This is a genomic window from Flavobacterium terrisoli (genome assembly GCF_030167905.1).
GTDB lineage: Bacteria > Bacteroidota > Bacteroidia > Flavobacteriales > Flavobacteriaceae > Flavobacterium > Flavobacterium terrisoli.
In genome coordinates, this window is the sequence record NZ_JARGNA010000002.1 from 33300 (window position 1) to 47628 (window position 14329).

Annotated in this window: 12 protein-coding genes; 8 read left to right on the forward strand and 4 right to left on the reverse strand. The window is 38.0% G+C overall.

The window, feature by feature from the left end; translation table 11 throughout:
* Nucleotides 1–98 precede the first annotated feature (98 nt).
* The 6 genes from P1K33_RS02235 to P1K33_RS02260 all read left to right on the forward strand — a co-directional run bounded on the left by P1K33_RS02235 (nucleotide 99) and on the right by P1K33_RS02260 (nucleotide 8962).
* Nucleotides 99–2504: an alpha-ketoacid dehydrogenase subunit alpha/beta gene (locus P1K33_RS02235; protein ID WP_284651230.1), complete on the forward strand. Its 2406-nt coding sequence runs from the start codon at nucleotides 99–101 to the stop codon at nucleotides 2502–2504.
* Nucleotides 2505–2782: 278 nt separating this feature from the next.
* The gene (locus tag P1K33_RS02240) at nucleotides 2783–5089 is read left to right on the forward strand and encodes a hypothetical protein (RefSeq protein WP_284651231.1); all 2307 of its coding nucleotides are present in this window, start codon (nucleotides 2783–2785) and stop codon (nucleotides 5087–5089) included.
* 406 nt (nucleotides 5090–5495) lie between these two features.
* Nucleotides 5496–5852 (forward strand): helix-turn-helix domain-containing protein, encoded by a 357-nt coding sequence (locus P1K33_RS02245; RefSeq protein ID WP_284651232.1) that lies wholly within the window; start codon nucleotides 5496–5498, stop codon nucleotides 5850–5852.
* A gap of 300 nt (nucleotides 5853–6152) precedes the next feature.
* Complete coding sequence (pepT, locus tag P1K33_RS02250) at nucleotides 6153–7445, forward strand: peptidase T (RefSeq protein WP_284651233.1); 1293 nt, start codon at nucleotides 6153–6155, stop codon at nucleotides 7443–7445.
* A gap of 44 nt (nucleotides 7446–7489) precedes the next feature.
* Entirely contained in the window at nucleotides 7490–8071 is a 582-nt protein-coding gene (locus P1K33_RS02255; protein ID WP_284651234.1) for a YdeI/OmpD-associated family protein, read from the forward strand.
* Nucleotides 8072–8125: 54 nt separating this feature from the next.
* Nucleotides 8126–8962: an alpha/beta fold hydrolase gene (locus P1K33_RS02260; protein WP_284651235.1), complete on the forward strand. Its 837-nt coding sequence runs from the start codon at nucleotides 8126–8128 to the stop codon at nucleotides 8960–8962.
* Nucleotides 8963–9007: 45 nt separating this feature from the next.
* Here the strand turns inward: P1K33_RS02260 and yajC are convergent, their stop codons facing one another.
* The 4 genes from yajC to P1K33_RS02280 all read right to left on the reverse strand — a co-directional run bounded on the left by yajC (nucleotide 9008) and on the right by P1K33_RS02280 (nucleotide 11910).
* The gene (gene yajC / locus P1K33_RS02265; protein WP_284651236.1) at nucleotides 9008–9292 is read right to left on the reverse strand and encodes a preprotein translocase subunit YajC; all 285 of its coding nucleotides are present in this window, start codon (nucleotides 9290–9292) and stop codon (nucleotides 9008–9010) included.
* A 13-nt stretch (nucleotides 9293–9305) separates the two neighbouring features.
* Complete coding sequence (locus tag P1K33_RS02270) at nucleotides 9306–9770, reverse strand: DUF1573 domain-containing protein (protein WP_284651237.1); 465 nt, start codon at nucleotides 9768–9770, stop codon at nucleotides 9306–9308.
* A 14-nt stretch (nucleotides 9771–9784) separates the two neighbouring features.
* Complete coding sequence (nusB, locus tag P1K33_RS02275) at nucleotides 9785–10690, reverse strand: transcription antitermination factor NusB (protein ID WP_284651614.1); 906 nt, start codon at nucleotides 10688–10690, stop codon at nucleotides 9785–9787.
* Nucleotides 10691–10803: 113 nt separating this feature from the next.
* The gene (locus P1K33_RS02280; RefSeq protein ID WP_284651238.1) at nucleotides 10804–11910 is read right to left on the reverse strand and encodes a Glu/Leu/Phe/Val family dehydrogenase; all 1107 of its coding nucleotides are present in this window, start codon (nucleotides 11908–11910) and stop codon (nucleotides 10804–10806) included.
* A 194-nt stretch (nucleotides 11911–12104) separates the two neighbouring features.
* Here P1K33_RS02280 and P1K33_RS02285 point away from each other — a divergent pair, with 194 nt between their 5' ends.
* Both P1K33_RS02285 and P1K33_RS02290 read left to right on the forward strand, forming a co-directional pair.
* Nucleotides 12105–13862, forward strand: a complete 1758-nt coding sequence (locus P1K33_RS02285) for an ABC transporter ATP-binding protein (RefSeq protein ID WP_284651239.1) — start codon at nucleotides 12105–12107, stop codon at nucleotides 13860–13862.
* 70 nt (nucleotides 13863–13932) lie between these two features.
* Complete coding sequence (locus tag P1K33_RS02290) at nucleotides 13933–14313, forward strand: PUR family DNA/RNA-binding protein (RefSeq protein ID WP_284651240.1); 381 nt, start codon at nucleotides 13933–13935, stop codon at nucleotides 14311–14313.
* Nucleotides 14314–14329 lie beyond the last annotated feature (16 nt).

Genomic DNA, 14329 nt, shown 5'->3' on the forward strand with positions numbered 1-14329 from the left:
GGTTTAAAATTATTGATACTGAAATTATATTTTTTCAACAGTATGGTGAAAGTTACTTCTTTTTATTTAAATTTGTTTCGTTAAGAAACGATTCCATTATGACTGAAGCACAAACCAAGACCGAAATTACATTTGAAGATTTCAAAGCCGAAGTACTCAACGATTACCGAATTGCCAGAATCAGCCGCGAATGCAGCTTGTTAGGAAGAAAGGAAGTGTTAACCGGAAAAGCCAAATTCGGGATTTTCGGTGACGGAAAAGAAGTACCGCAATTGGCCTTGGCAAAAGCCTTCCAAAACGGAGATTTCCGTTCGGGCTACTACCGCGACCAGACTTTTATGATGGCGATTGGGCAATTAAATATCCAACAGTTTTTCGCAGGCTTGTATGGTCACACCGATTTGGCGCATGATCCTATGAGCGCCGGACGTCAAATGGGCGGACATTTTGCCACGCATTCACTAGACGAAAATGGAAACTGGAATAACTTAACCCAACAAAAAAATTCGAGTGCCGATATCTCTCCTACTGCCGGACAGATGCCGCGTTTGTTAGGATTGGCGCAGGCCTCAAAAATATACAGAAACGTTCGCGGTTTAGAGGATTTAACCAAATTCTCCAACGCCGGAAACGAAGTCGCCTGGGGAACCATCGGTAACGCTTCGACTTCTGAAGGTCTGTTTTTTGAAACCATCAACGCGGCCGGAGTTTTACAAGTGCCGATGGTCATGAGTGTCTGGGATGACGAATACGGAATCTCGGTTCACGTCCGTTACCAAACGACCAAAGAAAACATCTCCGAAATCTTAAAAGGATTCCAACGCGATGAAGAAAACAACGGTTACGAAATCATGACCGTAAAAGGCTGGGATTATCCGGCTTTGGTGGAAACCTATCAAAAAGCTTCAGCCATTGCGCGTGAGCAACACGTTCCGGTTTTAATTCACGTAAACGAATTGACGCAACCACAAGGCCACTCGACTTCGGGTTCACACGAGCGTTACAAAAACGCCGAGCGTTTGGCTTGGGAAGCCGAATTTGATTGTTTGGCACAAATGAGAACCTGGTTGGTCGATAACAATTTGGCGACCGCCGAAGAATTAGAAACCATCGACAACGACGCTAAGAAAGAGGTTTTGGAAGGCAAAAAAGCCGCCTGGACTGCTTTTGTAACGCCAATGAAAGAAGAACAAAACGAATTGGTTTCACTATTGAACTCAATCGCGGCTTCAAGTACCAATAAAGTATTCATCGAACAATACGCTTCCGAATTGGCTTCCATCAAAGAACCAATCCGCAAAGATATTATCACCACAGCGCGCAAAGTATTGCGTTTGGTAGTGAAAGAAAGCGGTCAATCGCAATTGGCTGCCTGGATCAAAGCGTATACCGATAAAATCCAACCGAAATTCAGTTCGCACCTGTTCTCGCAATCAGCCAAAAATGTATTAAGCACCACAGAAGTGGCCGCTACTTATGACGCTTCAGCCGAAGACGTTGATGCAAGATTAGTATTGCGTGACAACTTTGATGCGATTTTCAATAAATATCCGGAGACCTTAATCTTTGGGGAAGACAGTGGCAACATTGGCGACGTAAACCAAGGCTTGGAAGGCATGCAGGAAAAATACGGTGAACACCGTGTGGCCGATGCCGGAATCCGTGAAGCGACTATTTTAGGTCAGGGAATCGGGATGGCAATGCGTGGCTTGCGCCCAATTGCCGAAATCCAATATTTAGATTATTTGTTGTATGCCATCCAAATCATGAGCGATGACTTAGCAACGCTACAATACAGAACCCAAGGCCGTCAAAAAGCGCCTTTGATTATCAGAACGCGTGGTCACCGACTCGAAGGTATCTGGCATTCAGGTTCGCCTATGGGCATGATCATCAATGCGATTCGCGGGATACACGTTTTGGTACCGAGAAACATGACCAAAGCCGCAGGTTTCTACAACACTTTGTTGGAAACAGACGAACCGGCATTGGTAGTAGAATGTTTGAACGGTTACCGTTTGAAAGAAAAAATGCCAACCAACCTGGGCGAATTCAAAACCCCGATTGGCGTAGTAGAAACCATAAAAGAAGGAAGTGACATCACGATAGTTTCTTATGGTTCTACTTTAAGAATCATTAAGCAAGCCGCAAAAGAATTATTGGAAGTTGGAATTGATGTAGAAATCATCGACGCACAATCGTTGTTACCGTTTGACGTAAACCACGACTGTGTGAAGAGCATCGCCAAAACCAACCGTTTACTGGTCGTTGACGAAGACGTTCCGGGTGGTGCATCTGCTTACCTACTCCAACAAATTGTAGACGAGCAAAACGCCTACCAACATTTAGACAGCCAACCGCAGACTTTGGCAGCGAAAGCCCACAGACCGGCTTATGGCACCGACGGAGATTATTTCTCCAAACCCTCGGCAGAAGACATCTTTGAGAAAGTCTACGCTATCATGCATGAAGCGAAACCGGAGCAATACCCGAGTTTATATTAATAGAAAAAAGGAACCGATTGGTTCCTTTTTTTATCTTCTTTATTTACGTCAGTTCGAGTATCCCGATTTCCAATCGGGATGTATCGAGAACACTTCAACACGCTTAATGTGACAATCATAGTCAACTGGCTACCTTTGACTAGATAAACCTCTATTTTATAACTGAAATAACCTCAATAAAGAATGCATTATTGTATTAACGCTTTATCAAAAATTACGAAATATTGACCTTATTTTAGCAATTCTAAAATCGCTATCTTTACAGAAAATAATTATTTATGTCTAAATCTAATCTTTTAGTAAATTTAATTTCTTCTCTTGAAGACCCTGAATTTGACAATGTCGCTAAACTATACTTACAAGAAGTTGATGGGATTAAAAATGTAATCAATTGTAATGGTCCGTGGGACAAAGGCCTAGACATGAGACATGTAAATGTCTCTCAAATAGACACTCAATATCAAATAACGACTATTGCTGAAAAAAGATTTGATGAAAAAATTCTAGATGATTTAAAAAAAGCTAAAAGGAATGTTGATGATTATAAACTACCAAATAAAGTAAAATTTTTCTATTCATTACCTCTTTCAAATACCCAAGTTTTAAAATATAAAAAATTTGCCAAAGAAACTTATGATATCATTTTAGATATAGTTGAAGCAAATTCTTTAGCTGAAATCGCAGCCTATTATCCATCTATTGAAGACCTATTATTTAAAATTGCGGATTTTGATAAATATCGAGGTGGTGATGAGTTTTTCAATAATCCACGTGTTAAATCTTTTTATGACTTGATGTCTTTTGGTTCTTCAACTGACATAAAATACAACATTGTTAAAGCCTATTTACTTTATTACTTATGTGAACAGGAAAAAGTATCGGTTGATAGTCTATTAAAAATCACAAATACACATTTTACATCACAATTCGATTCAAATTATTTTGAAAGTTTACTGCGTCGAATGAGCTCTGAAAGACTAATATCATATAAAGATGGGGAAGTACAATTAACAGATAGAGAAAAGAATCGTATTTCTCAATTACTAGATGATTATGGTAAAGAGGAAGCATTATTAAAAAAAGAATTATCTAAGGTATTAGAAAACTATAATATATTAAATCTATTAGACGAAATTATACCAAAACTCACAGAATTATATGAAAGTAACTTTGAAATTAATTTAGGTGAATTCACAAGAAGAGATACTCCTGTACAAGATTTACAAACGTCAACTAGAGCATTTAATGAGTATTTAAAAACTAAACTTAGTGAACCATCGCAATCAGAAAATCTAACCAAAGAACTTTTGAGTATTGCTGATAAAAGTGAATTACTTTCTAGAATAGCTGCAGGACAAGTATATTCAAAAGTAAGCGACCCAGATCGTTTACAAGATTACATCACTCAACACAACAATAATAAAACAATATTTTTAGATACTAATTTTATAATAGTTGCTTTATGCGTTTTTTATGAATCGTCAACAGAATACGATAACTATCATTTTAAGGTGGCAAAACAATTTTTAAATTTTGCTAAAAAAAATAACCTCCATCTAGTTGCACTTAGGAGTTACGCACTAGAAACTGCAAATCTTTTTAAAGATGCATTGGATATAATTCCTTTCACGAAACTCGAACTTTTTGAATCGCTGGGAGGCAGTAGCAACATACTATACAGGTTTTACAAACATTTAAAAGATTTTGGACAGTTACATAAAGAAGATGAGTCATTTGAAGATTTTTTAAAAGAATTCAAATTTGAAGTAAAAAAGGGACAACCTGACTATGATTATATAGAGCAAATGGAATGGCTTTTAGACTCCATGGAAATTGAAGTCGAAATTCCTGAGAAATATGAATTAATCAAAACTAGAGAAATAATAACAAAAGATCTTAGTAGCCATCAAAAATACAAATCAAATTTCGCAATTAACAATGATGCCATTATGTTATGCAGACTTGGAGATAATGATTTTGAAGTAAATCCTATTGACCCAATTTTTTGTACATGGGATATGTCACTATTTAGAGTAAGACGGCTTTTTTTTGAAGAAAATCCAAACTGCACAAAATGGCTTATGTATTCACCTACTCGTTTGATGGATCATTTTTCAATGATGAATTTTCAAGTGCGAAAAGGAACATTGTTTAATGAGGTCTTATCTATTTTAGATGTAGATTTTGGTTTTCAAGAAAAAACTCAAACTCTTCTTGATGCAATGATAACCATCATAAACCCAAACGATACAGTAGGCTTAAAATATGCTAATAAATTAGCCGAATTAAAACAAAAAGAAATTATTCAAGTTGATGAGCAACCAGAAAACACCAATGATGAAGTTTATGAATTAACTCCTGTTGATATTGTATTTAAAGAACTTTTCCGTAATTATATATATGCAGGTGAAGGTGTTTTTCATTCATTCAAAGAGATATTTACAAAGCAAGAATATTTTGACTCTACGTTCAACATCCTTAGTGATGAAATTAATTATGTAAAAGAAAACGGTGCAATTAATAAATCTCTTTTTGAAAAAATAGATGTTGTCATCAAGAAAATTGAAAATAGCAAAACTGATTAGATTGTTTGCAAAAAGATGTTAAAACCAGATAGCTCCCCCGCTGCCGCACGAAATCGAAGATTCGACGAAGTCAATCCCTTCGTGTGGCTTCTAAAAATCAACCCGCCCCTAACAATCTTTAAAACCCCGCCAAGGGTTTTCTCTTAACTCACTTTCACTTTTTAACACAATACTTTGTCGTTGTACAACCTCCTTTACGTTTTGTTCAACCCTATTTTTACATTATAGCAACTCCTATTGTCGTTGTTCAATACGCAATTGTCGTTATAGAACCCGCTATTTACTTTATAGCATAAGTTATTGATATTATAACAACTTCATTTCATTTTTTAACATACTCTTCTTACATTTTACAATAATATTTTATATTTTTATCATACTTATTGTATAATTTAAAACCATCATTATGCTTTATTACAACCTCAAACCCATTTTCGCCGCCCGCCAAATCGAGAAACCTTACTCCTTCCTGGTAAAAATCGGCATCGCCCCGCATACCGCCCACAAAATCCTAAACAACCGCTCCCACGTCATGCGTTTAGACAACCTCTCCCTTATTTGCAAAGCCCTCTACTGCGAACCCAACGACCTCCTCGCCTACAAACCCGACACCATCAACCCCATAGCAGAAACCCATCCGCTCAACAACCTCCTACCCAAAGACGACAACAACAATTGGCAGCAACAACTCAAAACCATGCCACTCTCAAAACTCAAAGAAATCACCCAAATCCTAAACGCTTCCGATAAACAAGACATTTAAGCATTAGTTCTTAGAAGGCAACCTTTTCGGCAGAATAGTCTGAGCAAAGCTTCGAAATCCAGGAGCGAAGCGACGCATTTGATATTAAGAGGAGAATGTCCAGTGGACATTCGGTAATAATAAACGAAGAAGCTCTGGAATACCTGACTGCCGCTGGCAGTCCTCCTTTTAATTTCAAATGTTTGCTGCCGGGCAAGCTAAGACCCGAGGCTGAAAGCCGAACGGAGCGAAGCTAAAATGAACAAGAAAAAACAAAAGCACATAACTCCTAATTATTATCTTTACAAAAAAATTAAAATCATGCAACACATCATCGACCGCTTCATCAGCTACGTCACTATCGATACCGAATCTGACCCGAATTCAACCACCACGCCGAGTACCAAAAAACAATTCGATTTAGCCAATAAACTGGTTGACGAACTCAAAGCCATCGGCATGACGCAGGTCACGATTGACAAGCATGGTTATGTGATGGCGACTTTGGCTTCGAATGTGAAACACAAAGTCCCAACGATTGGTTTTGTGTCGCATTTTGATACCACGCCCGACTTTACCGGGAAAGATGTCAAGCCGCAAGTGATTCCGAATTATGACGGTGGCGATATCATTTTGAACAAGGAACAAAACATCGTTCTTTCACCAAGTTACTTTAAGGATTTACTACAATACAAAGGACAAACCTTAATCACCACTAACGGTCTGACATTATTAGGTGCCGATGACAAAGCCGGTATCACCGAAATCATGACCGCGATGGAATACTTAATCCAACATCCGGAAATCCAACACGGAAAAATCAGGGTGTGTTTTACACCCGACGAAGAAATTGGTCGCGGTGCCGATTTGTTTGACGTAAAAAAATTCGGTGCCGACTGGGCTTACACCATGGATGGCAGCCAGATTGGTGAATTGGAATATGAAAACTTCAATGCCGCCGGTGTCAAAATTACCTTCAAAGGGAAATCGGTGCATCCGGGTTATGCCAAAGGCAAAATGATCAACTCGATGTTGATTGCCAACGATTTCATCAACGAATTACCAAAGCACGAAACACCACAGGAAACCAAAGGTTACGAAGGTTTTTTCCACGTAACGCAATTGCAGGGCAGCATTGAGGAAACCAAATTGGAACTCATCATCCGCGACCACGACATGAAGAAATTCATCAAACGCAAAGAATTGGTTCACAAAATCACTAAGAAATTCAATAAAGAGTTTAAGAAACAATTTGGCGAAGACATCGTGATTTGCGAAATCAAAGACCAATACTACAACATGAAGGAAAAAGTCGTTCCGGTAATGTTTATCGTGGATTTAGCCGAAAAAGCCATGAAATCTTTAGGCATTAAACCTTTAATCAAACCGATTCGCGGTGGAACGGATGGTTGTCGTTTGTCTTATATGGGATTGCCATGCCCGAACATCTTTGCCGGAGGACATAACTTCCATGGGAAATACGAATATGTTCCGGTGGAAAGCATGCAAAAAGCGGTAGAAGTGATTGTGAAAATCGCGGAACTTACTGCTACAACTGACTTTACGAAGAAGGAGAAAAAAGAGAAAAAGGAGAAGAAGAAAGAGAAAAAATAATTTTTAGAATCTATACAGGAGATTCTGAAACAAGTTCAGAATGAATGAAAGAAGAAAAGAAAAGCTGGAACAGTAACGACCAATGGGACGAAGAACTGGGTCAGTTGCGCACCATCATTCAGAAAACCGAATTGGTGGAAACCAATAAATGGGGCGGCGAAGTCTATACTGTGAACAACAAAAATGTGTTGGGCATCGGTGGTTTCAAAAACTATTTTGTCATCTGGTTCTGGAATGGTGTTTTCTTGAAAGACGAAGCCAAAGTTTTGGTCAATGCCAATGAAGGTGTGACCAAAGGTTTGCGTCAGTGGCGTTTTACTTCGGCTACGGAGTTGGATGAGAAACTGATTTTGCGCTATGTAAACGAAGCGATTGCCAACGAAAAAGCCGGTTTGTCCATCAAGCCCGAAAAGAAAGAAGCCATGAAATGTGATTTCTTTGAAGCGGCACTTAAAGACAACAAAGCCTTAAAAACAGCGTTGGAGCAACTTACACCTTTCAAACAAAAAGAATACTGGGAATATATGGCGACCGCCAAACAGGAAAAAACCAAAGCCACACGATTGGAAAAAATCGCTCCGATGATATTGGACGGCAAAGGTTTGAATGACAAATACAGACCTTAAAATTATATGCCACACTTTATTTCAAATACAATTTCAAGAATAAAAAGGAATAAAGTGAAAACTGTAGTCTTTACATTGGCACTCCTATATTTGCTTTTTTGTCAATCGTGCATGATGATGCGGATGACACCAAAGGAAACCAAGAAGTTCTTTTCGGAGTCGAAAACGACTTATATCGATTCATCCCTAACCTTTGACGACTTCACCATTCACTATATAGAAACGGGCAATAAAAACGCTTCTACCCTATTTTTTGTCCATGGTTCGCCCGGAAGTTGGGACGCGTACAAAGACTATCTCAAAGACAGACTGCTCTTATCCAAATACCGAATGATAGCCATTGACCGCATTGGTTTTGGCTATAGTAATTTTGGCGAAGCCCAAAACTTAGCCACGCAAGCCAACCTGCTCGAAAAATTCATTTCATTAACAGCCAACGGCAAACCGGTTTACCTGATTGGTCATTCTTTGGGCGGACCGACGATTGTGCAAATGGCCGTTGACCAACCTGATGCGTACCAACAATTGGTCATCCTTGCCGGTTCGGTTGATCCCAAAGCAGAAACCCCTGAAAATTGGCGTTCCATTATCAAGATTAAACCCATTCGGTATTTGATTCCCGGTTCGCTTCGTCCGGCGAATGATGAATTGTGGTGGCTGAAAGATGATTTGGTTCAATTAGAACCAAAATTGGGAAAAATCACTTCCAAAGTGATCATTATTCACGGTACTAAAGACCAACTGGTTCCTTTTAACAATGTGGCTTTTCTGAAGCGGGAATTGGTCAATGCCAAATCGCTGGAAATCATTCCGATTGCCAATGCCGATCATTTTATTCCCTGGACACATTTTAAAAATATCCGGGATGTTTTGGTTCAATTGGAGCCATAAAAAAAGTCCCGATTAACCGGGACTTTCATTTTAGTTTTGCAACGCTTATGCTTTCTTGTTCATGGCAGCAGTCAATTCTAAAGAAATCGCTGAACGCTCAATCTTTAATTTTCCTGACATGGTTTCGATAACCGCAGTGCCTTCTGATAACTCAGCTATTTTGCCGTGGAAACCACTTTTCGTGATGATTTTATCGCCTACTTTTAAGCCTGCTTCAAATTCTTTTTCTTGTTTGATTTTCTTTTGTTGTGGTCTGATCATAAAGAAATAGATCACCACAAACATTAATAAAAAAAACGGTAATTGACCAAATTGTCCTAATTGTTCCATAATAATTGATTGTTTAGTCCTTTTCAGGAACTTCGATGTTAGCTTTAATTGTTAATATTTTGTTTCCTTCTTTGGTGTTACACATAATGGTCACGGTTTTTGACGTTTCCCCGTGTTTCCCTTTAGAATCAAACGACACTTTTATGTTTCCTGATGCACCGGCTTTGATTGGTGTTTTAGGATATTCGGGTACTGTGCAGCCACATGAACCTCTGGCAGCGGTGATTGTCAAATCGGCTTCACCGGTATTTTCAAATTTGAAATCATGAACCACTTTGTCTCCTTGTTTGATGGTTCCAAAGTCATGCTCTTCATTTTCAAAAGCCATCTCAGGATATTTTCCGTCAGCAGGAACCGGTGTGGCTGTAAGCCTTTCTGCAGGCTGAGGCATTGTTGAGCCTGGTGCGTTTTCTCTTTTACAGGCTGTTGTCATTACCAACAAACCTACTGCAACCAATAAACTGAATTTTTTAATCATTGCTTATTTTATAATTACATTAAACCTCTTCCTGTTTTTTTGATTTTGTCTTCGTTTTGGAATTCCTTTACCAAATTATCCAAAATCCCGTTGATGAAGATGCTGCTTTTTGGGGTAGAATATTCCTTGGCGATTTCCAAATACTCATTAATGGTCACTTTGATTGGAATAGATGGGAATTTCAAGAATTCACAGATGGCCATTTTCAGGATAATCGTATCGATTTCAGCAATACGGTCGGCATCCCAATTTGGGGTTTTGTCGATGTATTCCTTGGCCAATTCTACTTCGTTTAAAACCGTTTTTCTAAACAGGTTTCCAACGAACTCCTTGTCTTCCTCATCTTTATACAACTTCACCACTCTAAAGTCATCTTTTTCGGAAAGTTGTTTTAACTGTTTCTGGATTTGGGTATTCACCACCGGAATATCATCAGTCCAGGTCAGTTTGTTGTCTTCCAGATATTCGTAAAGCTTTTCATTGGGCGCAATCAATTCGGTAAACATATCCACCACAAACTGTTTGTCTTCTTCAAAGACATTTTTACGGTTGCCCATGTACTTCTCATACAAGGCACTTTGCTTGATGTCATTGAGTAAAATCAAAATATAATCATCATTCAATGACCAGTTGTTGATTTTTCTCTTTTCTAAAGCGATGCTCAGCGAACTGTTGTCTTCCAAATGTTGGAGCACAGCATTATTGATAAACTTATTGTTGGGATTTTTTTCTTCAGGCGTGGCCAAATGTTTTTTGCTGGAAGCTTCCAAAAAAACAATTTCCTTTTTTCTGATTTCTGTCAAGGTAGACAACATGATTAAATACAAATCCTGAATGTTATCAATGCTTTGGATTAAGAACTTTTCTTCTTTCTCCATTTCATCAGAATTTTTTTGATGCATCGCATAGATGGATTGCATCACTTTTACTCGAATATGTCTTCTGTTTAACACCTGTAAGAACTTTTTAAAATTAACAAAGCGAAAGAATTTCTTTCGCTTTGCAAAAATAGGAATATTTTAAAACCTAATAATTATTTATTAGCGTTTTCTTTTTTTCTTTGGTCAATTCTGTTTTGAGCAATTTGCATCGCTGCTTGTTGCGTAGTCATATTATTCACATCGGCATAGTTGAAGATTTCCAATGTCGTGTTGAAGATATTCTCCGTCATTCTCATGGCTTCATCTTTACCATATTTTACGATTTCGCCATATACATTGATGATTCCACCGGCATTGATTAAGAAATCAGGCGCATAAGCAATGCCTCTTTCTCTTAAAATCTGACCGTGAACCGCTTCAACAGCCAATTGATTATTGGCCGCACCGGCAATAACTTTTGCTTTTATTTTATGAATGGTTTCATCGTTGATGGTTGCACCTAATGCACATGGCGAATAGATGTCAACGTCTGCGCTGTATAAATCAGCTCCGGTGAAAATTTTGGCGCCATATTTAGCCACCATATTTTCCATTTTATCCTGGTGAATGTCAGAAACAAAAACTTCTGCTCCTTCTTTTCTCAAATAACTAATCAAAGTTTCTCCAACATGGCCGTTTCCTTGTACCAATACTTTTTTACCGTCTAATTTCTCAGAACCGAATTGGTATTTGGCAGCAGCTTTCATTCCCATGTAAACACCGTAAGCAGTTACCGGAGAAGGATTTCCTGAACCACCAATTTCTTCTGAAATCCCGGTTACATATTTGGTTACCTTGTGAATTCTGTCCATGTCTTCGGTAGTAGTTCCCACGTCTTCAGCAGTGATATATTTTCCGCTTAAAGAATTTACAAACTCTCCGAAACGCGTAATCATTTCAGGTGTTTTATCTGTTTTAGAATCACCGATAATAACGGCTTTTCCACCACCAAGGTTTAATCCTGTGATAGCCGACTTAAAAGTCATTCCACGGGAAAGTCTTAAAACGTCATTTAATGCTTCCCATTCGTTAGCATAATTCCACATTCTTGTACCACCAAGTGCCGGTCCCATAACTGTGTTATGAATACCAATAATTGCTTTTAAACCTGTATCTTTGTCATTACAAAAAACGATTTGTTCGTGGTTGTCAAAAGAAAGTTGACCAAAAACAGGATCCATTTTTTTTAGCTCTACCGGTGTAGTGATTTCTGAAGTCATAATGTAGTAGTATTAATTTAAGACTTTTTAAAAAGTCGGTACAAAAATAAAACATTATTCAATAAAATTCACCGATACCAAGAATAATTAGTAATTTGTTAATAAAATCAATTTAAACCAAGAATATAATAATTTAATTATTTTCATCGTTTTAACAAAAAATAAGCCATTAAGCCCATTTCTTCAAAATTAACATGAAAGAACTGCAATATTTAAACAAATATTTTGTCAAATACAAATTCCATTTTTTATTAGGAATTTTAATCACTATTGTAGCACAAATATTCTCTCTTTTCACTCCAAAGCTCGTCAGCAAATCATTTAAGGCCATTGAAGATTTTCATAACCATCAGACGAGCAGCGAATTGATAAAAACACAATTGATTGAAAATATTCTTTTGATCATTGGAACAACCTTGATTGCCGGCGTTTTGACTTTCCTGATGCGCCAAACCTTAATCGTCATGTCACGCCATGTTGAGTTTGATTTGAAAAACGAAGTCTTCAGGCATTATGAGGTTTTGGACCAGAATTTCTACAAACGCAACCGTACCGGAGATTTGATGAACCGCATCAGTGAAGATGTCGGCAAAGTCCGAATGTATGTTGGGCCAGCCGTGATGTACACCATCAATACCTTTATTCGATTTACCGTGGTGATTATATATATGTACAATGTTTCGCCATTGCTGACTTTGTACACCATTTTGCCCTTACCGATTTTGTCTTTTATCATTTTCCGATTGAGCACCGAAATCAACAAACGCAGCACGACATTCCAACAGTATTTATCCAAAATTTCGAGTTTTACCCAGGAGATTTTTTCCGGAATCCGCGTGGTGAAAGCCTATGCCCTGGAAAAACAATACCAGAAAGAAGTAGTCGATTTGGCCAAAGAAAGTAAAACCAAAAGCATGAGCCTGGCTTGGGTTCAATCACTGTTTGGTCCGCTGATGATTGCGCTGATTGGCGTGAGTAATTTAACGGTTATTTATTTTGGCGGATTGATGTATATCGATGGAACCATTACAAGCATTGGTACCATTGCCGAATTTATCCTGTATGTCAACATGCTGACCTGGCCGGTGGCTTCTATCGGTTGGGTTTCCTCTTTGGTACAGGAAGCGGAAGCGTCACAAAAAAGAATCAACGAGTTCCTGAAAGTCGAGCCTGAAATCAAAAACAAAGCCTCCGAAAACACTACTATTAAAGGTGAAATCGAATTCAAAAATGTGAGCTTTACTTATGAAGACACCGGAATTGTAGCACTAAAAGACATTTCGTTCAAAGTTAAAAAAGGAGAAACGCTGGCCATATTGGGGCAAACCGGCGCCGGGAAATCAACTATCTTATCTTTAATTACCCGAATGCATGACATTAAGGAAGGAACCATTACCATTGATGGTCATAAGATTGACGAAGTCAATTTATACGATTTGCGCAACAGCATCGGGATTGTGCCACAGGATGCCTTTTTGTTTTCGGACACCATCAAAAACAACATCAAATTCGGAAAAGAAAACGCCACGGATGAAGAAGTGATGGAAGCGGCTAAAAAAGCTGTGGTTCATGACAATATTATGAATTTCAATGCCCAATATGAAACCATTTTGGGAGAACGAGGCATTACGCTTTCCGGCGGACAAAAACAAAGGGTTTCCATTGCAAGAGCGATTATCAAAGATCCCGAAATATTATTGTTTGACGACTGTTTATCGGCAGTTGATACCGAAACCGAAGAGCAAATCCTAAATAATTTACTCGAAATCTCCAAAGACAAAACCACGATTATCGTTAGCCACAGAGTGTCTTCGGCTAAGAATGCCGATAAAATCATCATCATCGAAGAAGGTCAAATCATCCAAGAAGGTTCTCATAATCAATTAGTAAACCAGCAAGGATATTACGCCGAATTGTACCTGAAACAACTTTCGGAAAAAGAATTAAATTAAATGTTGTTTCGTAACAAAAATTTTACCATTTTTGAACTGTATAGAAACACTATTAATTGACTGAAAGAATATGAGAGAAAATGATATGTTAGAAAAAGATGAGATTTTTTCTAAAGTTTTAAGAGCGGGCAGAAGAACTTATTTCTTCGATGTGAGAGCTACCAAAGCGGATGATTATTATATTACCATTACCGAAAGCAAAAAGTTTACTGAAGAAGACGGTTCTTTCCACTTCAAAAAACACAAAATCTATCTATACAAAGAAGATTTCGCAGCTTTCACTGAAATTCTGGAAGAAATGACTTCTTATGTTTTGAACCACAAAGGAGAAGAAGTAATCTCTGAAAGACACCAAAAAGATTTCAAAAGAGAATACCAACAGGAAACTGCCGAAGAAACCAAAACAACTTCTGAAAAGAGCTTTACCGATATCGATTTTGACGATATTTAATAAAATACAGAAATCC

Excerpts from the sequence above, each read along its gene's own strand:
- P1K33_RS02235 (WP_284651230.1), top strand. The coding sequence starts at position 99 with ATGACTGAAGCACAAACCAAGACCGAAATTACATTTGAAGATTTCAAA.
- P1K33_RS02240 (WP_284651231.1), top strand. The coding sequence starts at position 2,783 with ATGTCTAAATCTAATCTTTTAGTAAATTTAATTTCTTCTCTTGAAGAC.
- P1K33_RS02245 (WP_284651232.1), top strand. The coding sequence starts at position 5,496 with ATGCTTTATTACAACCTCAAACCCATTTTCGCCGCCCGCCAAATCGAG.
- pepT (WP_284651233.1), top strand. The coding sequence starts at position 6,153 with ATGCAACACATCATCGACCGCTTCATCAGCTACGTCACTATCGATACC.
- P1K33_RS02255 (WP_284651234.1), top strand. The coding sequence starts at position 7,490 with ATGAAAGAAGAAAAGAAAAGCTGGAACAGTAACGACCAATGGGACGAA.
- yajC (WP_284651236.1), bottom strand. The coding sequence starts at position 9,292 with ATGGAACAATTAGGACAATTTGGTCAATTACCGTTTTTTTTATTAATG.
- P1K33_RS02270 (WP_284651237.1), bottom strand. The coding sequence starts at position 9,770 with ATGATTAAAAAATTCAGTTTATTGGTTGCAGTAGGTTTGTTGGTAATG.
- nusB (WP_284651614.1), bottom strand. The coding sequence starts at position 10,690 with ATGCAATCCATCTATGCGATGCATCAAAAAAATTCTGATGAAATGGAG.
- P1K33_RS02280 (WP_284651238.1), bottom strand. The coding sequence starts at position 11,910 with ATGACTTCAGAAATCACTACACCGGTAGAGCTAAAAAAAATGGATCCT.
- P1K33_RS02285 (WP_284651239.1), top strand. The coding sequence starts at position 12,105 with ATGAAAGAACTGCAATATTTAAACAAATATTTTGTCAAATACAAATTC.
- P1K33_RS02290 (WP_284651240.1), top strand. The coding sequence starts at position 13,933 with ATGAGAGAAAATGATATGTTAGAAAAAGATGAGATTTTTTCTAAAGTT.